The following is a 23,143-nucleotide window of genomic DNA, read 5'->3' on the forward strand; positions in this document are numbered from 1 at the left end:
GACAACACGGGTATGCGTGTCGTCATCGTGACCGAATCCTTTCCCCCCGATGTGAACGGCGTGGCCCACTGCGCGCTCCAGACCGCCCGGCACCTCGTGGATCGCGGTCATCATCCGCTCGTCGTCGCGCCGGCCACCGCGGCCGGTAGCGGGCCCGACGCCCAGTCGCCGTGCCCCGTCATCCGTATCCCCTCCCTACCGCTCCCGGGCTACCCCCAGGTCCGCGTCGCCCTCCCCAGCCGACGCGTCGCCGCGGCCATCACCGCGCACCGCGCCGACATCGTGCACCTGGCCAGCCCCTTCATCCTCGGCGTCCGCGGCATGGCCGCCGCCGCCCGGCTCGGCATCCCCGCCGTCGCCGTCTACCAGACCGACCTCGCCGGCTACGCCCGTACGTACGTCGGTGCGGGCGAGGCCACCGCCTGGCGGCGCATACGCTCCGTCCACGCCGCCGCCGACCGCACCCTCGCGCCCTCCAGCGCGGCCCTGGGCGACCTGGAGGCACACGGCGTGCCCCGGGTCAGGCTCTGGCCGCGCGGCGTGGACACCGAGCGCTTCCGCCCCGAGTACCACGACGAGGCGCTGCGCCGCGAACTCGCCCCCAACGGCGAGCTGATCATCGGCTACGTCGGCCGGCTCGCCCCCGAGAAGCAGGTCGAACTCCTCGCCGGAGCCTGCGGCCTGGAGGGCGTCCGCGTCGTGGTCGTCGGCGACGGGCCCAGCCAGCCGCACCTCACCGAGGCGCTGCCGGGCGCGGTCTTCCTCGGACGCCGTACCGGAGACGAGCTCGCCCGTATCTTCGCCTCGTTGGACATATTCGTGCACACCGGACCTTTTGAGACCTTCTGCCAGACCGTCCAGGAAGCCATGGCCAGCGGCGTACCCGTCGTCGCGCCCGCCGCCGGCGGCCCGCTGGACCTGGTCGCCCACGGGCGCACCGGGTTCCTCTTCCCGCCGCGCGACGAGGTCGCCGTGACGGACGCCGTACGGACCCTGGCCGCCGATCCCGTGCTGCGGGCCGAGTACGGCTCCGCCGCGCGGGCCATGGTCGAGGGCCGCACCTGGGCGGCCGTCGGCGACCAACTGATCGCGCACTACGGCGATGTGCTCGCCGCGCGCCGGCTGGTGGTGGCGGCATGAACACCGCTTCCCTCAGGATCGTGCGGCTCGCCAACTTCGTGGCCCCCTCCTCCGGGGGCCTGCGCACCGCCCTGCGCGAGCTGGGCAAGGGCTTCAAGGAGGCCGGTCACGACCCTGTCCTCATCGTGCCCGGCGAGCGCCACACCGACCGTGAGACCGAGCAGGGCCGGGTCATCACCCTGCCTGGGCCGCTGCTGCCCGGCACCGGCGGCTACCGCGTCCTCGCCGACAAGCGGCGCGTGGCCAACCTCCTGGAACAACTCGCCCCCGACCGCCTGGAGGTCTCCGACCGCACGACCCTGCGCTGGACCGGCAAGTGGGCCAGACGGGCCCGCATCCCCGCCGTGATGGTGTCCCACGAGACCGCCGACGGCGTCCTGCGCACCTGGGGCCTCTCGGAGAACATGTCCCGGCGCGCCGCCGACGCCCTCAACGTCCGTACGGCGCACACCTACGCGCGCGTGGTGTGCACCACCGAGTTCGCCGAGCGGGAGTTCGTCCGCATCGGCGCCCGCAACGTCGTACGGGCCCCTCTGGGCGTCGACCTGGTGGAACGCCGTCCGGCGCTCCGGGACCCGGAGCTCCGCGCGCGGCACGCACGCGTGGACGACGTTCTGCTGGTGACCTGCACCAGGCTCTCCGTGGAGAAGAAGCCCGGTACGGCCATCGACGCCCTGGAGGCACTCGTACGGCGCGGACGGCGGGCGGTCCTCGTGGTCGCCGGGGACGGGCCACTGCGGGCCCGCCTCGAACAGCGGGTACGGGAGCGCGGGTTGCCGGTCGTCTTCCTCGGGCACGTCTCCGACCGCGGGCTGCTCGGCGCGCTCCAGGCCTCCGCCGACGTGTGCCTGGCACCCGGGCCCGCCGAGACCTTCGGGCTCGCCGCGTTGGAGGCCATGGCCTGCGGCACGCCCGTGGTGGCCAGCGCCTCGTCCGCGCTGCCCGAGGTCATCGGCTCCGCAGGCGCCACGGCCGCGGACAACGGGAGGGCCTTCGCGGACGCCGTGGACATGCTCCTGGAGCGCCCCGAGGCGGAGCGGCGGGAGACCGCACGCGCGCGTGCGGAGTGCTTCGGCTGGCACACCGCGGTCGACGCGTTCCTCGCCGCGCACGACGCGGATGTCCCGGTACGGCGGTTCGTGCCCGGAGGCGTGGCATGAGCACGGTTCGTTTCGTCGCCCTCGGTGATTCCCTCACCGAGGGCGTGGGCGATCCCGTCGGCGAGGCCTGGCGCGGTTGGGCCGCGCTGCTCGCCGACGGGTTGGCCGGGCAGCCCGAGGGGTCCGTGGAGTTCACGAACCTGGCGGTCAGCGGGGCGCAGACGCGGGACGTGCTGGAACGGCAGACCCCGGCCGGGCTCGCCCTGAACCCGGACGTCGTGTCCGTCGTCATAGGGGTCAACGACACCCTGCGCTGCACCTTCGACATCCAGGCCGTGGCCGCCCGCCTCGACGAGGTCTACGCGGCCTTCACCGAGCAGGGCGCGGTCCTGCTCACGGCCTGTCTGCCCGACCCGGGCGCGATGCTCGGCCTCCCCGGCGCCCTGGCCCGCCCGCTGGCCCGCCGGCAGCGCGCCGTGAACACCGTGGTGCACGCCCTCTCCGAGCGGTACGGGGCCGTGCATCTGCACGCGGCGGAGGGCGCGTGGATCATGGACCGGGCGATCTGGAGCGCGGACCGGCTGCACCCCGGGGAGCGCGGACACCGCCAACTGGCCCTGCGTTTCCATGCGTTGCTCGCGCAGGAGGGTGTGGCCTCGGGGGCCGCACCGTCGCCGGAGCCCGAGTTCCCGGTGCCCACCAAGTCGGCCAGCCTGCTGTGGCTGGCGACCGCGGGCACCGGGTGGGTGGCCCGCCGCTGCACCGACCTGCTGCCGCAGCTCCTCAGGCTGGCCGCCGACGAAATGCGCCACCGCGCGCGGGGCACGAGCGCCCGGCTCGACCTGAGCGCGTCCCACGCGGTGTCGATGGCACTGGCCTCCCTGTCGGTGCAGCAGGAGCAACCCGACCCCGCGTAGGGCGTCAGGCGCCTCAGCGGCGGCGTACGGCCACGAAACGCACCGGGGTGCCGGGCACCGCCTGCGCGGCGGCCGGGAGGTCCGTGGCGCGGACGACGGCGATCACCGGGTAGCCGCCGGTGGTCGGATGGTCGGCGAGGAAGACCACCGGGCGGCCGTCCGGGGGAACCTGGACGGCACCGAGGACCATGCCCTCGCTGGGGAGTTCACCGGTCAGGGCCCGTTCCAGGGCGGGCCCCTCGGTACGCAGTCCGATGCGGTTGCTCGCCGAGGACACCCGGTAGGCGCGTGACGTGAACGCCCGCACGGCCTCCGGAGTGAACCAGTCGTCGCGTGGTCCCAGGGTCACCCGCAGCACGAGTTCCACCGGGGGGCGCGGCTGCGGGGCGACGTCCACGCGCGCGTGGAGGCTTTTCAGGGATCCCACGGGCAGTATGGCGCCGTTCGTGAGCGGTGCCGGACCGAGCCCGGACAGCAGGTCCGTGGAACGGCTGCCGAGCACCGGCTCCACGGCGACGCCACCCGCGAAGGCGACATAACTGCGTACTCCGGAGACGGCCGCTCCGATGTCGAGGAGCGCCCCGGCGGCCACATGCACGGGTGCTCCCCAGGCGGCGGGTCTGCCGTCCACTGTCACCGGGCAGGGCGCGCCGCCGACCGCCACGAGGATTGTTGAACGAGGCCGTACGGCACAGCCGTTGAGGGTCGTCTCCAGGACGGCCGCTTCGGGCGGATTGCCGACCAGCCGGTTGACGAGCGCCGCCGCGGGCCCGTCGAGCGCCCCCGAACGCGGCACCCCCAGGTGTGCGTGTCCGGGCCGCCCCAGGTCCTGCACGGTGGTCAGGGCCCCGGCCCGTACGACGGCGAAGGCGCGGTCCGTCATACGTCCGCCACCGGGACGAAGCGCACGCGCGTGCCCGGCGACAGCAGCGCGGCCGGCACGCGCGCGGGGTCCCACAGGACCGCGTCCGTCGTGCCGATGAGCTGCCAACCGCCGGGCGAGGCACGGGGATACACGCCGGTGTACGGGCCCGCCAGGCCCACGGCACCGGCGTGGACGGCCGTGCGCGGGGTGGCCCGGCGCGGGACGTCGTAGCGGGCCGGGAGGCCGGTGAGGTAGCCGAAGCCGGGGGCGAATCCGCAGAAGGCGACGCGGAACTCGGTGGCCGCGTGGATGCGGGCGACCTCCCGCTCGGGGACGCCCCACAGGGCGGCGACGTCGGCGAGGTCCGGGCCGTCGTAGCGCACCGGGAGGTCGATCACCTCCCCCGCGCGCGGGGGAGCGGGAGGTACGTCGGAGGAGGTCAGTTCGGAGGCCAGACGGGCCGGGTCGGCGAGGCCGTCGAGGAGGACCGTGCGGGCGGCCGGGACGATCTCGCGGACGGTGAGCAGGCCCTCCGCGCGGCGCCGCAGCAGCTCCGCGTGGACGGCCTCGGCCTCCTCCCCGGAGGCGACCTCGACGAGCAGTGCGTCGTCCCCGACGCGCAGGGCCCTCACGCGAAGGCCTCCACCGAAACACCCGACTCCAGGAGCCGTTCGCGGACCCTGCGGGCCAGTTCGACCGCGCCGGGCGTGTCCCCGTGCAGGCACAGGGAGCGGGCCCGTACCTCGATACGCGCCCCGGAGAGCGCGGTGACCACCCCGGAGCGGGCCAGGCTCAGCGAGCGCTCCACGACCGCGTCGGGGTCGGTGATCACCGCCCCGTCCCGGCCGCGCGGCACGAGCGTGCCCTCGTCGGTGTACGCGCGGTCCGCGAACGCCTCCGCGACGGCAGGCAGCCCGGCCTTCGCGGCCAGTTCGAGCACGACCGAACCCGGCAGCCCCAGCACGGGCAGCGAGGCGTCCGCCAGGAGCACGCCCTCGATCACCGCGGCGGCCTGCTCCCGGTCGTGCACGATCCGGTTGTAGAGCGCGCCGTGCGGCTTGACGTACGACACGCGCGTGCCCGCCGCCCGGGCGAACACCTCCAAGGCGCCGATCTGGTACGCCACTTCGGCCGCCAGCTCGGCGGGCGGCACGTCCATCGCGCGCCGCCCGAAACCCGCCAGATCCCGGTAGGACACCTGCGCGCCGACCCGTACCCCGCGCTCGGCCGCCAGCTCGCACACCCGCCGCATGGTGACCGGGTCCCCGGCGTGGAAGCCGCAGGCCACGTTGGCGCTGGTGACGACGGACAGCAGCTGTTCGTCGTCGGTGAGGTGCCAGCGGCCGAAGCCCTCGCCGAGGTCGGCGTTCAGATCGATCATCATCTCTCCTGGTCAGGCGACGCGGTACTGCTCGTCGCGGGCGTCGGTGACGAACATCTGGCCCGGCGCGTGGGTGATGGCGAACGGCGGGCGGGACGCCATCACCGCGGCCTGCGGGGTCACTCCGCAGGCCCAGAACACCGGGATGTCGTCCGGCGCGGCGTCCACCGGATCACCGAAGTCCGGCCGGCCGAGGTCCTCGATGCCGAGTCCTGAGGGATCGCCGCAGTGTACGGGGCTGCCGTGCACCGCCGGGAGCAGCGCGGTCACCCGGATCGCCGTCGCCAGGTGCTCCGGCGGCACCGGGCGCATCGACACCACCATCGGGCCGTGCAGCCGCCCCGCCGGACGGCACGGGCGGCTCGTCACGTACATCGGGACGTTGCGGCCCTGCTCGATGTGCCGGATCGGGACTCCCGCCTCGCTGAGCGACCACTCGAACGTGAAGCTGCAGCCGATCAGGAACGACACCAGGTCGTCGCGCCAGTGCGCGCGCACGTCCGTCGGCTCGTCCACCAACTCGCCGTCCCGCCACACCCGGTAGCGCGGCAGATCGGTGCGCAGGTCCGCGCCGTCGGCGAGAACCGTCTTCCAGGAGCCGGCGTCCGTGACGTCGAGCACCGGACAGGGCTTCGGGTTGCGCTGGCAGAACAGCAGCATGTCGTAGGCCCAGTCGGCGGGCACCGAGATCAGGTTGACCTGGGTGTGGCCCGCCGCGACCCCGGCCGTGGGGCCCGTCAGACCGCCCCGGAAGTGTTCCCGGGCGGTTTTGGGGCTCCACGCGTGCGCGTGCTCGTCGACGAGGGTCAGGGGACGGTCCTCCGTGCGGTTCACTCGAGTTCCTTTCCGCGGGTCTCCGGCAGCCCCAGGAGCGCCAGCGCCGCGATGCCGTAGCCGATCGCCCCGAAGACGAGTGCCCCGCCCACACCCCAACTGTCGGCCAGGAAGCCCACCAGGGTCGGGAAGACGGCGCCCACCGCGCGGCCCGTGTTGTAGGTGAAGCCCTGTCCCGTGCCGCGCAGTGCCGTCGGGTACAGCTCGCTCAGGTACGAGCCGAAGCCGCTGAAGATCGCCGACATGCAGAACCCGAGCGGGAAACCGAGCACCAGGAGAAGGGTGTTGGCGCCGCTGGGAATGTGCGTGTACACCAGGATGCAGATCGCCGAGAGCAGCGCGAAGAGCCAGATGTTGCGCCTGCGGCCCAGCACGTCCGTGAGGTAGCCACCGGTCAGGTAGCCGAGGAAGGCGCCGGAGATCAGGAACGTGAGATAGGCGCCGGTGCCGACGACCGACAGGCCGCGCTCCGTCTTGAGGTACGTCGGCACCCAGGTGGCGAGGGTGTAGTAGCCGCCCTGGACGCCGGTGGAGAGCAGACCCGCGAAGACCGTCGTGCGCAGCAGGCCCGGTGCCTGCGCCGCGCCCGGCTTGAAGATCGCCGCGAACGAACCCTTCTGGGAGTTCTGTTCGCGTACGGCCGTCGCCTCGGGGGCGTCGTGCACCCGGCGCCGTACCCAGATCACCAGCAGCGCGGGCAGCGCGCCGGTCCAGAACATCACCCGCCAGGCCAGGTCGTCGCCGAGGAACGAGAAGACCAGCGTGTAGACGACCGCGGCCAGCGCCCAGCCGACCGCCCAGGAGCTCTGGATCGCGCCGAGCGTACGGCCGCGGTGCCTGGGGCTCGCGTACTCGGCGACCAGGATCGCGCCGACCGCCCACTCACCGCCGAAACCGAGGCCCTGGAGGGCGCGGAAGACGAGCAGGGTCTCGTAGTTGGGCGCGAAGCCGCAGGCCACGGTGAAGACGGCGTAGGTGATCACCGTGATCATCAGGGCCTTGACGCGGCCGACCCGGTCGGCGAAGACGCCCGCGGCGGCGCCCCCGACCGCGGAGACGACCAGCGTGACCGTCGTGAACAGGCCGGTCTGGCCGCTGTCCAGGCCGAAGTACGCGGCCAGCGCGACCATGCTCAGCGGCAGCGTGAAGTAGTCGTAGGAGTCCAGGGCATAGCCGCCGAACGCGCCGGCGAAGGCGCGGCGGCCGTTCGGACCGAGTGCACGGAACCAGGCCAACGCACCGTCGTCGGCGGTGAGTTCATCCGTGTCCGGGTGTGTGCCGGTGTTCAGGGCCTGAGGTGGAGGGGTCGTGCTCATGGGCACCTCGCAGTGGGAGGACGGAGGGTGCTGGGACTGAGCCGTGCCGTGCGGAAGCCGTCGGCGCCGGGGTGAGCGGGTGGCGCCATACCGAGCAAGGTAGAGGATTGTTGAACGATCCTTCAAGGTGCATGTTGTTTCGTTCTTGTATCTGCGGTTGAATTCCGGGCATGGCAGAGCAGATGGCGGGACTGGCCGACGACCGCGCCCTCCTGGGCCGTACGAGCACCGCGGAACGCGTCTCGGACATCCTCAGAAGCCGTATCGCCGACGGCTATTTCCCGCCGGGCACCCGGCTCTCGGAGGACAGCATCGGCGGCGCGCTCGGTGTGTCGCGCAACACACTCCGCGAGTCGTTCCGGCTGCTCACGCACGAGCGGCTGCTCGTCCACGAGTTGAACCGGGGCGTCTTCGTCCGGGTTCTCACCATCGAGGACGTCGAGGACATCTACCGCACCCGCCGCCTCGTCGAGTGCGCCGTCGTACGAGGACTGGGCGAACCGCCGTACGCCCTCGAACAACTCGCCGCGGCCGTGACGGAGGGGCAGTTGGCGTCCGTCGAGGATGACTGGAAAGGAGTGGGTACGGCCAATATCCACTTCCACCGGGAACTGGTCGCCCTCGCCGGCACCGCCCGCACCGACGAGCTGATGCGCAGCGTCTTCGCCGAACTCCGGCTCGCCTTCCACCTCGTGGACGACCCGAAGGCCCTCCACGAGCCGTACCTCCAGCGCAACCGCCTGATCCTCCAGGCCCTTCAGGCGGGCGACCGCGCCGAGGCCGAGAAACTGCTGGCGGTCTACCTCGACGACTCGCTGAAACGGGTCGTGGAGGCGTACCGGCGACGGGTCGGCGAGGACGGTACGGTGCTCGGCTGAACCGTGCACGCGGCTGTGACGGGAGTCGCTTCTGCGTCGTTTGGGTCGTTGTCAGACCGAGGACCTAGTCTGTGCAGCATGACTTCGCCTGCTTCGACGGACAGCGTTCCGCCCCAGTTCAGCGCGGGGCCGCGCCCCGCCCCGGGCCCGGCCGCCGACGAGGGACTGGCGCGGCGACTGCGCGCGCTCGCCTGCACCGCGCCGCTGCACGACCTCGACGCGCGCAAGGCCAACCTCGCGGGCGAGTACTCGGTCTACGGCATGGCGGAGGTGGCCCTCGCCGCCATCGACCTGGTCACCCTGAACATGGACTTCGACACCGGCGCGGACCACGACCAGATAGTGGCCAGGCTCATCCCGCGCATCGCCGCCCAGGCCCCGCAGCGCCCCGTCACCGAGCACGAGCGCGTGGCCCGCTGGGTCCTGGAGAACCTGATCAACGTCGGCAGCGTCGACCGCGGCTTCCGCACGGTCTACGGCACGTTCGCCCAGGACGGCACCTATGTGCGCCGCGACTACGACTTCAAGCTGATCGAGGAGGTCCCCGGCTACGGCGGCAGCGTCTACCTCCGTACGACCGACGAGGCCGTCAACGTCCTGGTGGGCGCCCTCGACACCGACGTCACCAGCGCGCAGATCGCCGCCGAGGTCAAGCTGGAGGTGCTGATCAGCCGCGGCCGGCTCGCCGACGCGCAACTCGCTGCGGAACAGGCCCGGTACCGGACCGTGCAGTACTCCGAGACGCTCAGGCGCGCCCTGGACGCCACGCGGCGCAACGTCCGCGCGGTGGACTGGCTCAACGCCGTGCCGGACATGATCGCCGAGGCCCTCGACCACGTTGCCGACCGGTACCGGCACGAAAACGCGATCCTGACCAATATCCGCAAGGCCCGTGACGAGTCCGAGGACGCCGAACAGAAGCGGCGCGCGGCCGAGTTGGTCGACATCGTGAAGGACTGCATCCGGCGGCACACCCAGCTTCAGTCGCGTCTTCTGGAGGCCGGGCCGCTGTTCCGTGCCGAGCAGGACCGGCAGGCCTTCGCGACGCCGATGACGACGTCGGGGATAGACCTCTACGGGCATCTCGTCTCGCCCGTTCTGCCGCTTCCGCTGGAGCAGGCGATCAAGGTCACGGACGCGTTCTTCGCGCGCGGGACCGGGTTGCGTACGCCGGTGTCCGTTCGGGTGGGGGATCTTGTCGAGATACTGCTGACGCCGCCTCAGGAGCGGGAGCATCTCGGGGCGGAGATGCCGGAGCCGGATCTCATCGCGACGCCGGACGACAGTCGGTTCAGCGAGGAGCAGTTGGCGGCGGCTATGGAGTTGCTCGATCTGCCGGCGGATGCGCCTCGGCGGTTGTCGGGGTTGCTGGCGGATGCGCGGTGTCAGGATGCGGAACTCCCTTATCTGGTGGCTCTGTTGGCCGTACATGCGGCCAGTCCGCCGGTCGGAACGGCTTATCGGCAGGGGGAGGCGAAGCTGTTGTTTGCCGTGGACGACGGGGTCGAGCTGGATGATCCCGAGTTCGGTGGGGCCGATCTGATCGTGGGGATGGCCTTGTTGGATGCGGTGGGGATGGCTGCGGGGCGGACGGAGGCGGCGTGATGATTCTGTCGTTGTTCGAGTGCACGTCCGTTGTGGCTGGTCGCGCCCACGCGGCGGAGCCGCGAATGTCACAGCCCCGCGCCCCTAGCGGGGCGCTTGCCCTCGACCTCGTTTTCAAGAACAAGGAGTTGCAGTCGTGACCGAGCACGAGCCGGACGTAGCCGCCGTACCGGTGACCGCTGTCATCACGCCCGCAGACGCCGCCGACGCGGCTCGGCTCGTCGCGTTCGGGTTGCAGCCGAAACTGCAGCCCGCGCGGGACCAGGAGTACGCGGAGTTGTTGAGGCGGTATCGGGAGGACCCGCCGTTCGCCCGGCTCGCCGATGCCGTGGCCGCCGGGCTCGGGCTGGTGGTGCTGGAGGTGTCCCCGCGCGCGGGGATGGCTGTGACCGCTGCCGAGGACTCGGTGTTCGCCGTGCGCATGGGGGACTACGCGCGTCGTACGGCCGCCGACTCAGGGGACCGTTTTCTGCACGGGCTCGCCCATCTCGCCGTAGCCGCGATGGCGTTCCCGCGCCCCGAGGACCTCGCCGACGACGGCTACATCGGCCGCGTCACGGTCAACGGGGTCGACGCGTTCGTACGACAGGCCTGCCGTCGCTTGGAGGAGCGGGCCGACGAGCAGGGCATGAACACCGACCCGGCCACCGACGCGCCCGGACTGGAGGCCGCGTGGCGGATCTGGGTCAGACGCAGCGCGACCGGAGCCACCAAGGACGCCCGCAGACTGGCCGGTTCGACCACCGGCATCGTCGGCAAGGCCGCCGCCTTCCTCACCGACTCCGGCTTCCTCCAGCGCACGGGCGACGACAACGGCGGGACCTATCGCACGACCGCCCGCTATCAGCTCCAGGTGCGTGACATGGCCGGCAGTGCCGCCATGGCCGAGCTGCTGGAGCTGGGCGTCGTCCCGGTCACCGACGGCACCGCGAGCCTGCTGCCCGCCGAGGACACCGAGGACCTGGAGCTGGTGGCCGACGCCGGGCTGCCGTTCCACTCCTGATCCCCAGCTCCTCCCGAAGACCCACGAACCCCCCACACCTGCCGAAGACTTACGACGAGAGTCCGCCATGTACGAGCTGTCCCGGGTCCGCCTCTACTCCATCGGGCCCGCCGGTGCGCGCTACGCCGACACCGTGCTTGACCTGCGAGGCGTGGGCAAGCCCGTGCCCGACCCCGCGCCCACCCAGGCGGAGTTCTTCGAGGACGAGCCCGTCGGGCCGCCGCGCCGCCCCGCGCCCGCCGGCGTGCTCTTCCTGGAGAACGGCGGCGGCAAGTCCGTCCTGCTCAAGCTGATCTTCTCCGTGATGCTGCCCGGCCACCGCAACACCCTGGGCGGCGCCAGCTCCGGTGTGCTCCGCAAGTTCCTCCTCGCGGACGACTGCGGCCATGTCGCCCTGGAGTGGCAGCACACGCTGACCGGCGAGTGCGTGGTGGTCGGCAAGGTCAGCGAGTGGCGGGGGCGCCAAGTATCCAACGACCCGCGGAAGTTCGCCGAGGCCTGGTACTCGTTCCGGCCCGGGCCGGGGCTGAGCCTGGACAACCTCCCCGTCGCCGAGGCCACTTCCGTACGGCCGCCCGTCGAGGGCGCGTCCGGCGCGCAGGGCCGTCGGCGCACCATGAAGGGTTTCCGGGACGCCATCACCGAGGCGGGCAAGGCGTATCCGCACCTCGAAGTGCACTGGGAGGAGATCCACGACCGCTGGATCGAGCACCTCGGCGACCTCGGCCTCGACCCCGAACTCTTCCGCTACCAGCGGGAGATGAACGCCGACGAGGGCGAGGCCGCCGGCCTCTTCGCGGTCAAGAAGGACTCCGACTTCACCGACCTGCTGTTGCGCGCGGTCACCGACACCCGGGACACCGACGGGCTCGCCGACCTGGTCGGCGGATTCGGCCACAAGCTGGGGCGGCGGGCCGAGTTGATCGCCGAGCGGGAGTTCACGGCCGGTTCCGTGGACCTGCTCGGCCGGATCGTCGAGGCCGCCGAGGCGCGGGCACGCGCGCGTGACATCCACACCGGCGCCGAGCGTCGTACCCGCACCCTCGCGCGGCGGCTGTCCGCGCGGGGCGCACAGGAGCGGGTGCGGGCCGCAGACCTCGCCCAGCGGGTCACCGCCGCCGCGTACGCCGTCACGCACGCCGAGGGGGCACGCGAGCGCAGCGCGCTCATCGCGGCCGAACTGGCGTACCGGCACGCCTCGTTGGCACTGGCCACAACGGAGAAGTCCGCCGCCGCGCAGAAGCGCGAGCTGGCCGACGCACGCACGCTGCACTCCGCCTGGCAGGCCGCCGAGGCCGTCCTGCGGCACCGCGCCGCCGCCGACCGCTCCGCGCGCGTGGCCGTCGCGATCCGCGAGGCCGAGAGGGACGCCGCCCCGGCGCTCGCCGCTCGCGCTAAGGCCGCCGCCGATCTCGTACGGGCCCTGCACACCGCCGCCGAGAGCGCCGAGAACCTTGCCAACGAGGGCGAGGAGCGGTCCGCCGCCCTCCAGGAGGTCGGCGAGACCTCCCACCGCGACGCGACCTCCGCCGCCACCGAGGCGCAGCGCGCCCGCAGCGAGGTCGGGCATCTGCGCCAGCGCCTGTCCGAGGTCGAGCAGGAGACCGCCGAGGCGGTGCGCGCCGGCTGGCTCGACAACAGCGCCCCCGACGCCGACCCCGCCCGCGCGGCCCTCGCCGCGAGCGACGCCGAGAAGACGGCCGTGGCCGCCTGGGACACCGCGCGCGAGGCATCACGGCGGGCGTCCGAGCACGCCCGCGAAGCGGCTTCCGCCGAGTCACGCGCGGAGTTGACGGCGGCCCGCGCGTCCGACGCGGCGACGGCTGCCGAGCGGACCTATGACGCCGAGCGGCGCCTCGCCGAGGGGTTGGCGGGGGAGGAACGGCTGGCTGAACTGCTCAGCTTGCCTGGTGCCGGTGGTGCCGGTGGTGCCGGTGGTGCCGGTGGTGCCGGCGGTGCCGCAGGTGGTAGCGGTGGTGTGCCGGTACCGCGCGGTGCGGGCGCCGGGCGCGCGGCCGACGGGGCGGTGACGGGACAGGGCGATGCCGGGGCCCCAGGCACTGCGGGCCAGGGCGCTGAGGGCGGCGCGGGCGCGGGCTCGGGAGCGGTCGGTGACGGTGCCGAGTCGGATGTGCGGACCGGTGCTTCGGCCAACGGCCTTGTCGTAAACGGACGTTCGGCAACCAACACCGCCCCCGCTACCAGCCCCGCAGGCAGCGGCCATTCCTCCACCAACACCGGTACGGTCACCTACCCCGGTACCACCAAACCCACCCGCCCCCTCGCCGAAGGCCCCCTCACCCCCGAGGACCTCGACCGCTTCGCCGACGAGTTGCGCGAGCTGCTCGACGACGGGGTCGCCTCCGCGGAGCGGCAGCTCTTCGACCTGCGTACCGCCGCCGCCGACGACTCCCGGATCCTCGGGGCGCTCGGTGACGGCGGACTGCTGCCGCCCGGCCCGGATGTGTTGGCAACCGTGGAATACCTCGGTGAGCACGGCATCCCGGCGCTGCCCGGCTGGCGTTACCTTGCCCAGGCCGTCGACCCCACCGACCACGCGCGCGTGCTGGCCGCCCGGCCCGAGCTGGTCGACGGCGTGATCATCACCGACCCGGACACGCACGCGCGTGCCCGCGAGGCGCTCAACGAAGCAGCCCTGCTGCCCCGGTCCGCCGTGGCGGTCGGCACGGCCGCCGCCCTGCTCGCCCCGACTCCGGCGCCCGACGCGCAGACCACCGACGTCTTCCTCGTACCGCCGAACCCGGCCATGCACGACGAGCACGCCGCCGACGAGGAGCGGCAGGCGCTGCGCGCGCGGGCGGGGCAGCGGGACGAGGAGATCCGCACGCTCGCCGCGCGGCTCGGCAAGGACCGGGAGCTGGCGGCGCGGCTCGCGTCCTGGCGTACCGGCTGTCCGAGCGGGCGACTGGTCGAGCTGGCGCAGGCCGCGCGGGACACGCGCGCGTTCGCCGAGGAGGCCGAGGCCGAGCTGGCCGAGGCGCGGACCGTGCGGGCCGAGGCAGACGAAGCCGCCGCCGAGGCCGCCCAGGTGCGCGACGAGCGGCAGGAGACCGCGCAGAAGGCCCGGCGCGCCACCGACGCCCTCGCCGGACTCGCCTTCCGGCTGCGTGAACGCGCCGGCTGGCAGGTCAAACTGCGTGAACTCGCCGACGAGGCAGCCGAGTCGGAGGCCCGCGCCCAGTCCTGCCTGGAGCGCGCCCGAGCCGCCGACGAGGACCGCCGCGCCGCTCAGCGGGCCGCCGACGACGCCCGTCGTACGGCCCGTGCGCTGCGCGCCGAGCGCTCCGAGATCGCGGGCGCCCCCGACGACGTACCGGAAGACGACCCGGACGCCCCCAAACCCTCACTGCCCGCCCTCCGTGAGGCCTACCGGGCCGCCTCGCAGCTCTACGAGAAGGTCGGCGTCGGCGCCGATCTGCGGGCCGAGCAGGCGCGGGCGGAGAGCGACGAGAGCGCGGCGATCGCGGAACTGGACCGCCTCAGCAACAAGGTGCGTACGCGCGCGGCGCAGTTGCTCCAGTCACCGGACGGCTCCGACGGGCCCTCCCGGCAGGCCGCGGCGGCGCGTGCCGAGGAGCTGGTGCAGCTGCTGGAGACCCGGGTGTCGACCGCGAGCGAGCAGCTCGGGCGGCTGCGCGGCGAGGCCGAGCGGCACGCGCCCGAGGACGGCGAGGCGCATACCGAACTCGCCGAAGAACTCGTTCCGCGCGACGCCGAGCACGCCCAGGCACTGCTGCGTACGGCGACGGCCGAACTCGGCTCCCGCACCGACGCGTTGGGCCAGGCCCGCGAGGCGCACGCCGAACTCCTCGACGCGCACCGCGCCGCCGAGGACGGGGCCGGCGGCTTCGACGAGACCGCCGCGATGCTCCGTGACCTGTTGCGCGAGCACTCCTCGGACGAGGAGCAGGAGGAGCCCGAGCCGTACCCGGGCAGCGTGGAGGAGGCCCGGCACTCCGCCGCCGAGGCCCGTCGCTCGCTGCGCGGCTGCGCCGCCGACCTGTCCGCCGCAGAGAGCGCCGTACGCGAGGCGAGCGATGTGCTCGTGCGGCACGCCAACTCCACGCGCTACGAGCAGGTACGGACCCCCGCGCGGCAGCAGATCCGTGAGCTGCCCGCGTCCGCGTTGCCCGAGCACGCGCAGAAGTGGGCCGACGCCTTCGCGCCCCGACTCCGCGTCCTCACCGACGAGTTGGCGCAATTGGAGCGCAACCGCGACTCGATCGTGGACCGGCTGCGCGGGCTCGTCGAGTCGGCGCTGGCAACTCTGCGGTCCGCGCAGCGGCTGTCCCGGCTGCCCGAGGGTCTCGGCGAGTGGTCCGGGCAGGAGTTCCTGCGCATCCGCTTCGAGGAGCCCGACCAGGCCACGCTCACCGAGCGGCTCGGGGTGGTCGTCGACGAGGCGACCCGGGCCGCCGTGAAGAAGAACTCCGACATGCGGCGGGACGGAATGTCCTTGCTGCTGAGGGGAGTCGGGGCGGCTCTGGAACCCAAGGGTGTCGCCGTCGAGATCCTCAAGCCGGACGCCGTACTACGGGCCGAGCGCGTGCCCGTCGGGCAGATGGGCGACGTGTTCTCCGGCGGTCAGCTGCTCACCGCGGCCATCGCCCTGTACTGCACGATGGCCGCGCTGCGCTCGAACGACCGGGGCCGCGACAAGCACCGGCACGCCGGCACGCTCTTCCTCGACAACCCCATCGGGCGGGCCAACGCGACGTATCTGCTGGAGCTGCAGCGCGCCGTGTCCGACGCGCTCGGTGTCCAACTGCTGTACACCACCGGCCTGTTCGACACGACGGCACTGGCCGAGTTCCCGCTGGTCATCCGGCTGCGCAACGACGCCGACCTGAGGGCGGGCCTCAAGTACATCAGCGTGGAGGAACACCTCCGGCCGGGCCTGCCGCAGCAGGCCCCCGCCGGAGAAGGGGAGTCGGTGCACAGCGAGATCACGGCGACCCGCATGTTCAAGCGCCCGGCGCCGACCGCCCCGTAGGAGAGCCTCCGTAGGCCGACCTCAGGAGTGGGACAACTGCCCGGCGCCGCCCTTGCGGGCTATCCGCTCCTGCGCCCGCTCGGTGGCCCGTGCCTGACGCTGGGCCCGGCGCCGCTCGCGGCGGAGGGCCCTCGCGGTGCTGCTGGGCTCGGAGATCACGCCGTTGCGCTGGTTCCACGTCTGGCGGGTCACCCAGACGTCGAGGGCGCCCCAGGTGGCCACGACCGTGCTGGCCACGCTGCTGATCACCATCGGGAACGCCAGCCAGGACCCGGCCATCGTGCACAGGAAGGCGACCGTCGCCTGGATCAGCGTCACGGCGATGATGATCACCGCCCGCACGGCCGCCGTACGCACCGGGTCCGGCAGTCGGCGCCGACGGGCCGGCTCCTCGATCCACAACGGCCGGTAGTACTCCCGCTCTTCCGCTCTGCCGCGGGCCGAACGCGGCTCGTCGAATCCTGCCGCCGCCGGCTCGCTCCGGTACTCCGAAGCCCCGCCGCCCTGTGTCGTCGTGCCACCGTCCGCCGCGATGTCGTGATCCGGCGCCTCACGGCGCCGCCGCGCCGTCGACCGCGCCGCCACGCCGTCCTCAAGCGTCTCTTGCCGCTCCGCCGTGCCCATCAACGTGTCCTCCCCACCGCCGGTACACCACTCGCCCCGGAGTCCGAAGAATCCGGCTCCCCAGTGGGTGCCCGGCCTGCCCTGTTTTACGCCGCACGGTTGCGGATGCGGCTCGTGTGGCCGGTTCCGCCCCCATTTCCCGTAGAGAAAGACGAACAACATGCCACGAAGATTCCCAACGGACGAAAAATTCCGGCCAACTGGCCAAGGAGACCGATCAGGTGGGGTGAGGTGATCCCGGGGAAAACGGGGCGGCAATCTCCCGTAATGCCCCGACAACTCCCCATGTCTCGTCGCTGTTGCGGAAGTTCACGCTCCGGACAGCTCTTCGAGTTACCTCTGTGTCAGTAGTAGGCTCGCGCCGTTTGTTGACGCACATGTGTACCCCCGGCCGGCGGGGGTCCAGCTGGGGGAGGCCATGCGCTTTCGCGGGAAGTCCATCCGCCGGAAGATCGTGGCGCTCCTTCTCGTGCCGCTCGTGTCCCTGACCGCGATCTGGGCGTTCGCCACGGTCCTCACCGGCCGGGCGGCCGGAGACCTGTTCAACGTGTCGTCGGTCGTTGAGAAGATCGGCTATCCCACCGAGGACACCGTCCGCGTCATCCAGCAGGAACGCCGACAGTCGCTCGTCTACCTGGCCGACCCCCGCGCCGCCGACGGGCTCACCGACCTCAGACGCAGCCGTGCCGCGACCGACGAAGCCGTCGCCAAGATCCGCAAGAACGCCGAGAACCCGGACGTGCGCAACGCGATGGGCGAGGCGACGGACGGCCGTGTCGGCGCGGTCCTCGACGCCTTCGACGGCCTCGCGTCCCTGCGGCGCGGCGTCGACGACGGCACCGTCAACCGCGCTCAGGCCCTCGGCCTCTACAACCACCTCGTAGACCCGTGCTACGTGCTGCTGTCCAACCTCCACGTCGTCGACAACGTCGAGATGGACAAGCAGTACCGCGCTCTCGTCAACCTCGCCCGCGCACGTGAACTGCTCTCCCGCGAGGACGCGTTGCTCGGCTCCTCCCTGATCGTCGGCGAGCTCACCCGGGACGAGACCCGCGACATCTCCGACCTCGTCGCGCAGCGCACCCTGTTGTACGACATCAACCTGCCGCTGTTGCCCTCCTCGGAGCGCGGCCACTTCGAACGCTTCTGGACGAACGCGGCCAGCGCCCCGCTGCGCGTGGCCGAACAGGCAGCCGCCTCGACCACGTCCGGCACGCCCCGCCACGTCACCGCACAGACCTGGAACACCGCGGCCGGTGGCGTGCTGGACAAGCTCGGCGCTCTCGACGACCGGGCCAACGACCGCTACCAGGACCGCGTGCGCCCCGTCGCGATGAGCGTCATCCTCAAGGCGGCCGTCGCCGGCGTCCTCGGCCTGATCGCCCTCCTGGTCTCGCTCTTCCTGTCCGTCCGTATCGGCCGCGGCCTCATCCGCGACCTGCGCCAACTGCGCCTGGACGCCCACGAGGCGTCCGGCGTACGGCTGCCCAGCGTGATGCGCCGCCTGTCCGTGGGCGAGGTCGTCGACGTGGAGACCGAGGTCCCGCGCCTGGAATACGACCGGAACGAGATCGGCGACGTCGGCCAGGCCCTCAACACCCTTCAGCGGGCCGCCGTCGAAGCCGCCGTGAAACAGGCCGAGTTGCGCTCCGGCGTCTCCGAGGTCTTCGTCAACCTCGCCCGGCGCAGCCAGGTCCTGCTGCACAAGCAGCTCACTCTGCTCGACACCATGGAGCGCAGGACCGAGGACACCGACGAACTCGCCGACCTGTTCCGCCTCGACCACCTGACCACCCGTATGCGCCGCCACGCCGAAGGCCTGGTGATCCTCTCCGGAGCCGCCCCGTCCCGGCAGTGGCGCAAGCCGGTCCAGCTCATGGACATCGTCCGCGCGGCCGTCGCCGAGGTCGAGGACTACGAGCGCATCGAGGTCCGCCGACTGCCGCGGATCGCCGTCACCGGTCCCGCCGTCGCCGACCTCACCCACCTCGTGGCCGAACTCCTGGAGAACGCCACGGTGTTCTCCCCGCCGCACACCGCCGTCCAGGTCCTGGGGGAGCGGGTCGCCAACGGCTTCACCCTGGAGATCCACGACCGCGGGCTCGGCATGGCGGCCGACGCACTCCTGGACGCCAATCTCCGGCTCGCCGAGACACCGGAGTTCGAACTCTCCGACACCGACCGGCTCGGCCTGTTCGTGGTCAGCAGGCTCGCGCAGCGGCAGAACGTCCGCGTCTCGCTCCAGCCCTCCCCGTACGGCGGCACCACCGCCGTCGTCTTCATCCCCGACGCCCTGCTGAGCGACGAGATCCCGGACACCAATGGCATCGGCTTCCGCCTCGACCGGCCGCGGCCGACGAAGGAGGCAGAGCTGGAGGAGAGCCGCCGCTCCGCGCTCTCCCAAGTACCCGTGAAGCTTCCCGGACTTCCGCCCGCGCTCCTGGACGGCCCGGTCGAACTCGAGGCCCCTGTCGACCTGGACAACCTCGAAGGCTTCCCGAACGCGCTCGACGACGAGGACGGCGAGCGCGGCGGGATCTTCCGCCCCCGCCGCTCCGCCGCCCACCGCGACGACCTCGCCCCCGTCCGCCCCGTAGAGCAGCATCAACAGGTCTCCGGTACCTACGACGGACCGCGCGGGGCGGCGGATCAGGACGGGCACCGCAGCGAACCGCTTCCTTTGCCCCGGCGCCGGACGCCCAAGCTCGTGAGCTCTCATGGGCGCCCGGTCGCGGAGCAACGCTCCCGACGGGACCCTGGGGACTCGCGAGAGGGCGGGTTCGACGGCCCCTCGGCCGCTCCGGGCGCGGGCGGATCCGACACGGACGGCCCGGCACCGCTGCCGGCCAGGAGGCGCGGTGACACGCCGCTACGGCGCCGTACCGACGTGCCCGGTGGGCGCGCCGAGTCAGGGGCGCCCCAGGCTTCCGCGGGGCGCGGCTTCGGCGAGCCGCCCGAGTCTCCCGTCCTCCCCAGGCGCACCCGGCGTGCCGAGATCGCGTCCAGCGGCCCGGACTCCGACAGTCCGTCGGGGCCCGACCTGGGGGCGCTGCCCCGACGCGTACGCCAGGCCAATCTGGCCCCACAGCTGAAAAAGGAACCCGAGCGGCGCGCCGCGAGCCCGGCGGAGGTCGCCGAGCGCGACGCCGACGAGGTACGCAGCCGTATGGCCTCGCTCCAGCGCGGCTGGCAGCGCGGCCGCGAGGAGAACGCCGAGGGCGACGACGCCCGGGGCGGCACGGCACAAGGAACTAAGGGGGACGGTCGATGACCGCACCAAAGGCGACCGGCCACGGCACCGACGAGCGCGGGCTGAACTGGCTCCTCGACGACCTCGTCGAGCGCGTCGCCAGCATCCGCAAGGCCATCGTGCTCTCCGGCGACGGCCTCGCCACCGGCGTGTCCCAGGATCTGACCCGGGAGGACAGCGAACACCTGGCCGCCGTGGCCTCCGGCTTCCACAGCCTCGCCAAGGGCGTCGGCCGCCACTTCGAGGCGGGCAGCGTGCGGCAGACGGTCGTCGAGCTCGACGAGGCCTTCCTGTTCGTGACGGCCGCCGGCGACGGCAGCTGCCTCGCCGTCCTCGCGGACGCGGACTCGGACGTCGGACAGGTCGCCTACGAGATGACACTGCTCGTGAAGCGGGTCGGTGTGCATCTGGGGGCCACTCCGCGCACCGATCTGTCCACCGGCGGGTAGTGAAGTGACATGAGCAGAGACGGTCAGGGAAGAGGTCACTGGTTCGACGACGAGGCCGGACCGGTCGTCCGGCCGTACGCGATGACGCGCGGCCGCACCACCAGCGCGGCACAGCACCGCCTCGACCTGATCGCGGTGGTCGTCGCGGAGTCCCGGGCGGACGACTCGGAGGCGGACCAGACGCTGTCCCCGGAGCACGTGGACATCGTCGGTCTCTGCCGTGACGCCCCGCAGTCGGTCGCCGAACTCGCCGCCGAACTCGACCTGCCCATCGGAGTGATACGCGTCCTCATCGGGGACCTCGTGGACGGGGAACTCGTCCATGTGTCGCGTCCCGTACCTCCTGCCGAACTGGTGGACGAGAGTATTCTGCGCGACGTCATCAGCGGCCTCCGCGCGCTGTGAGCGCCGCGGAACCGGAGAAGAGACGTGACTGACCGTCAGTTCCGGGTGGAGATCCCGCCGTCCGGCGAGGTCGGCCCCCTGACCAGACCCCCTTCAAGCAGGAGAACAGATCGATGATCTTCGGGCGTTCTGAGCGTGGCAAGCCCCCGGTCGAGCCCGTCACGCTCAAGATCCTGGTGGCCGGCGGTTTCGGCGTGGGCAAGACCACCCTCGTCGGCGCGGTCAGCGAGATCAGGCCGCTGCGCACGGAGGAACTGCTCACCGAGGCAGGACGTCCGGTCGACGACACCAGCGGGGTGGAGGGCAAGCACACCACCACCGTCGCCATGGACTTCGGCCGCATCACCCTGCGCGATGACCTCGTCCTGTACCTGTTCGGCACGCCGGGCCAGGAGCGGTTCTGGTTCATGTGGGACGAGCTCTCCGAGGGCTCCCTGGGCGCCGTCGTCCTCGCCGACACCCGCCGCCTGGAGGACTGCTTCGCCGCCCTCGACTACTTCGAGCGGCGCTCCATACCCTTCGTCGTCGGCGTCAACTGCTTCGAGGGCGCCGACCGTTACCCGGCGGACGCCGTACGCCAGGCCCTCGACCTCGACGAGGACGTCCTGCTCATGCTGTGCGACGCACGCGACCGGTCCTCGGTCAAGGAGGTCCTCATCGAGGTCGTCCAGCACGCGATGGCCTACGGCGCGAAGCGCCGCCAGAGCGTCACCGGCTGAGGCGCGGGAGCGGCCCGTACCTCCGCCGACCGGGGTACGGGCCGCAGCTCGTGGAACCACACGAACGACGCACGCGCGCGTGCCTGGTCAACCACCCACGCGCGTGTGCCTAGTTGTCGCCCTCCTCCAGCCAGCCGAAGCTCTTCTCCACGGCCTTGCGCCAGTTGTGGTACTCGCGGTCGCGCACCGACGCCTCCATGGACGGCGTCCACTCGACGTCCTTCTGCCAGTGCGTCTTCAGCTCGTCCAGGTCGTTCCACACCCCGGTGGCGAGCCCCGCCGCGTACGCGGCGCCCAGACAGGTCGTCTCGGAGACCTTGGGCCGGATCACCGGCACCCCGAGGACGTCCGCCTGGTGCTGCATCAGGAGGTTGTTCTTGGTCATGCCGCCGTCCACCTTCAGGGTGGTGATCTGCACCCCGGAGTCCTGGAACATGGCGTCCACGACCTCCCGTGTCTGCCAGCTCGTCGCCTCCAGCACCGCGCGCGCGAGGTGCCCCTTCGTGACGTAGCGGGTCAGCCCGGTGACGACTCCGCGCGCGTCGGAGCGCCAGTAGGGAGCGAACAGGCCGGAGAACGCGGGCACGATGTACGCGCCGCCGTTGTCGTCCACGCTCGCGGCGAGGGTCTCGATCTCGTCGGCGTTGCGGATGATGCCGAGTTGGTCGCGGAACCACTGGACGAGCGCGCCCGTGATGGCGATCGACCCCTCCAGGCAGTAGACCGGCGCCTCACTGCCGATCTTGTAGCCCATCGTCGTGAGGAGCCCGTTCTTCGAGGGCACCGGCCGGTTCCCGGTGTTGAGCAGCAGGAAGCTGCCCGTGCCGTAGGTGTTCTTCGCCGTGCCCACGTCGTAGCAGGCCTGCCCGAACACGGCCGCCTGCTGGTCGCCCAGCGCCGACGCCACGGGCACGCCCGCGAGTTGGCCCATCGCGGTGCCGTAGACCTCGGCGGAGGACCTGATCTCGGGGAGGATCGCCTCGGGCACGTTCATCGCGGAGAGGATGGACGGGTCCCACTGGAGGGTCTCCAGGTTCATCAGCATGGTGCGCCCGGCGTTCGTCACGTCGGTGACGTGCCGGCCGCCGTCGGTGCCGCCGGTGAGGTTCCAGATCAGCCAGGAGTCGATCGTGCCGAAGGCGATCTCGCCGCGCTCGGCGCGGTCCCTGAGGCCGGGCACGTTGTCGAGCAGCCAGGCCGCCTTGGGGCCGGAGAAGTAGCTGGCGAGCGGCAGCCCGGTCTGTTCGCGGAAACGGTCCTGCCCGTCCGTACCGCCCAGTTGGTTGCACAGGGCCGCGGTGCGCGTGTCCTGCCACACGATGGCGTTGTGCACGGGTTTGCCGGTGGCGCGGTCCCAAAGGACCGTCGTCTCGCGCTGGTTGGTGATGCCGAGCGCGCTGAGCTGGTCGGCGCGGAGTCCGGCCTTGGCGATCGCCCCGGCGACCACCGCCTGCACCTTGGACCAGATCTCGGTGGCGTCGTGCTCCACCCAGCCCGGCTTGGGGAAGATCTGGCGGTGCTCGCGCTGGTCGACGGCGACGATCGCGCCGTCCTGATTGAAGACGATGCAGCGGCTGGAGGTGGTGCCCTGGTCGATTGCGGCGACGAACTTGTCCGTCATGACGACCCCTTTGTCGTGTCCT

Annotated in this window: 18 protein-coding genes; 11 read left to right on the plus strand and 7 right to left on the minus strand. The window is 72.2% G+C overall.

Translation table 11 applies throughout. The annotated features are described in order from the left end of the window. Positions 1-12 precede the first annotated feature (12 nt). From ACIQBL_RS42260 to ACIQBL_RS42270, 3 genes are read left to right on the plus strand one after another with little or no spacing between them, the layout of a single operon-like run. Positions 13-1,140, plus strand: a complete 1,128-nt coding sequence (locus tag ACIQBL_RS42260; protein ID WP_401952626.1) for a glycosyltransferase family 4 protein — start codon at positions 13-15, stop codon at positions 1,138-1,140. Further along, positions 1,137-2,300 (plus strand): glycosyltransferase, encoded by a 1,164-nt coding sequence (locus tag ACIQBL_RS42265; protein WP_401952629.1) that lies wholly within the window; start codon positions 1,137-1,139, stop codon positions 2,298-2,300. Before ACIQBL_RS42260 ends, ACIQBL_RS42265 begins: the two co-directional genes overlap by 4 nt. After that, positions 2,297-3,157: an SGNH/GDSL hydrolase family protein gene (locus ACIQBL_RS42270; RefSeq protein WP_401952632.1), complete on the plus strand. Its 861-nt coding sequence runs from the start codon at positions 2,297-2,299 to the stop codon at positions 3,155-3,157. Before ACIQBL_RS42265 ends, ACIQBL_RS42270 begins: the two co-directional genes overlap by 4 nt. Positions 3,158-3,170: 13 nt before the next feature. On the opposite strand, the gene ACIQBL_RS42275 is transcribed toward ACIQBL_RS42270, so the two are convergent. Genes ACIQBL_RS42275 through ACIQBL_RS42295 form a run of 5 tightly spaced genes read right to left on the minus strand, consistent with a single transcriptional unit; the run spans position 3,171 to position 7,553 of the window. Next, entirely contained in the window at positions 3,171-4,040 is an 870-nt protein-coding gene (locus ACIQBL_RS42275; protein WP_401952635.1) for a biotin-dependent carboxyltransferase family protein, read from the minus strand. Then, positions 4,037-4,654, minus strand: a complete 618-nt coding sequence (locus ACIQBL_RS42280) for an allophanate hydrolase subunit 1 (RefSeq protein ID WP_401952638.1) — start codon at positions 4,652-4,654, stop codon at positions 4,037-4,039. Before ACIQBL_RS42280 ends, ACIQBL_RS42275 begins: the two co-directional genes overlap by 4 nt. Then, positions 4,651-5,403, minus strand: a complete 753-nt coding sequence (locus tag ACIQBL_RS42285; RefSeq protein WP_401952701.1) for a LamB/YcsF family protein — start codon at positions 5,401-5,403, stop codon at positions 4,651-4,653. Before ACIQBL_RS42285 ends, ACIQBL_RS42280 begins: the two co-directional genes overlap by 4 nt. A 12-nt stretch (positions 5,404-5,415) precedes the next feature. Next, the gene (locus ACIQBL_RS42290; RefSeq protein ID WP_401952640.1) at positions 5,416-6,237 is read right to left on the minus strand and encodes a putative hydro-lyase; all 822 of its coding nucleotides are present in this window, start codon (positions 6,235-6,237) and stop codon (positions 5,416-5,418) included. Next, positions 6,234-7,553, minus strand: coding sequence for an MFS transporter (locus ACIQBL_RS42295; protein WP_401952643.1), 1,320 nt, complete (start codon positions 7,551-7,553; stop codon positions 6,234-6,236). The genes ACIQBL_RS42290 and ACIQBL_RS42295 overlap by 4 nt, the downstream gene beginning before the upstream one ends. 170 nt (positions 7,554-7,723) lie before the next feature. Here ACIQBL_RS42295 and ACIQBL_RS42300 point away from each other — a divergent pair, with 170 nt between their 5' ends. The 4 genes from ACIQBL_RS42300 (at position 7,724) to ACIQBL_RS42315 (ending at position 16,053) form a co-directional block, all read left to right on the plus strand. Next, positions 7,724-8,431 (plus strand): GntR family transcriptional regulator, encoded by a 708-nt coding sequence (locus ACIQBL_RS42300; protein WP_401952646.1) that lies wholly within the window; start codon positions 7,724-7,726, stop codon positions 8,429-8,431. 78 nt (positions 8,432-8,509) lie between these two features. Continuing rightward, positions 8,510-10,036 (plus strand): hypothetical protein, encoded by a 1,527-nt coding sequence (locus ACIQBL_RS42305; RefSeq protein ID WP_401952649.1) that lies wholly within the window; start codon positions 8,510-8,512, stop codon positions 10,034-10,036. Between the two features lie 136 nt (positions 10,037-10,172). Then, a complete protein-coding gene (locus ACIQBL_RS42310) occupies positions 10,173-11,039 on the plus strand; it encodes a hypothetical protein (protein ID WP_401952652.1) in 867 nt (288 codons plus the stop codon). A 67-nt stretch (positions 11,040-11,106) separates the two neighbouring features. Continuing rightward, the gene (locus tag ACIQBL_RS42315; protein ID WP_401952654.1) at positions 11,107-16,053 is read left to right on the plus strand and encodes a hypothetical protein; all 4,947 of its coding nucleotides are present in this window, start codon (positions 11,107-11,109) and stop codon (positions 16,051-16,053) included. Positions 16,054-16,074: 21 nt separating this feature from the next. Here ACIQBL_RS42315 and ACIQBL_RS42320 read toward each other — a convergent pair whose 3' ends face one another. Beyond that, a complete protein-coding gene (locus ACIQBL_RS42320) occupies positions 16,075-16,677 on the minus strand; it encodes a hypothetical protein (RefSeq protein WP_401952657.1) in 603 nt (200 codons plus the stop codon). Positions 16,678-17,095: 418 nt separating this feature from the next. Here ACIQBL_RS42320 and ACIQBL_RS42325 point away from each other — a divergent pair, with 418 nt between their 5' ends. The 4 genes from ACIQBL_RS42325 (at position 17,096) to ACIQBL_RS42340 (ending at position 21,500) form a co-directional block, all read left to right on the plus strand. Further along, positions 17,096-19,948: a nitrate- and nitrite sensing domain-containing protein gene (locus ACIQBL_RS42325; protein WP_401952659.1), complete on the plus strand. Its 2,853-nt coding sequence runs from the start codon at positions 17,096-17,098 to the stop codon at positions 19,946-19,948. Beyond that, complete coding sequence (locus ACIQBL_RS42330) at positions 19,945-20,376, plus strand: roadblock/LC7 domain-containing protein (RefSeq protein WP_401952662.1); 432 nt, start codon at positions 19,945-19,947, stop codon at positions 20,374-20,376. Before ACIQBL_RS42325 ends, ACIQBL_RS42330 begins: the two co-directional genes overlap by 4 nt. Positions 20,377-20,385: 9 nt before the next feature. Beyond that, the gene (locus ACIQBL_RS42335) at positions 20,386-20,781 is read left to right on the plus strand and encodes a DUF742 domain-containing protein (RefSeq protein ID WP_401952664.1); all 396 of its coding nucleotides are present in this window, start codon (positions 20,386-20,388) and stop codon (positions 20,779-20,781) included. A gap of 113 nt (positions 20,782-20,894) precedes the next feature. Continuing rightward, the gene (locus ACIQBL_RS42340) at positions 20,895-21,500 is read left to right on the plus strand and encodes a GTP-binding protein (RefSeq protein WP_401952666.1); all 606 of its coding nucleotides are present in this window, start codon (positions 20,895-20,897) and stop codon (positions 21,498-21,500) included. A 109-nt stretch (positions 21,501-21,609) separates the two neighbouring features. On the opposite strand, the gene glpK is transcribed toward ACIQBL_RS42340, so the two are convergent. Then, the gene (gene glpK / locus ACIQBL_RS42345; RefSeq protein WP_401952669.1) at positions 21,610-23,121 is read right to left on the minus strand and encodes a glycerol kinase GlpK; all 1,512 of its coding nucleotides are present in this window, start codon (positions 23,119-23,121) and stop codon (positions 21,610-21,612) included. Positions 23,122-23,143 lie beyond the last annotated feature (22 nt).

The organism is Streptomyces sp. NPDC088350, assembly GCF_044753545.1.
In the GTDB taxonomy this organism is placed as follows: Bacteria; Actinomycetota; Actinomycetes; order Streptomycetales; family Streptomycetaceae; genus Streptomyces.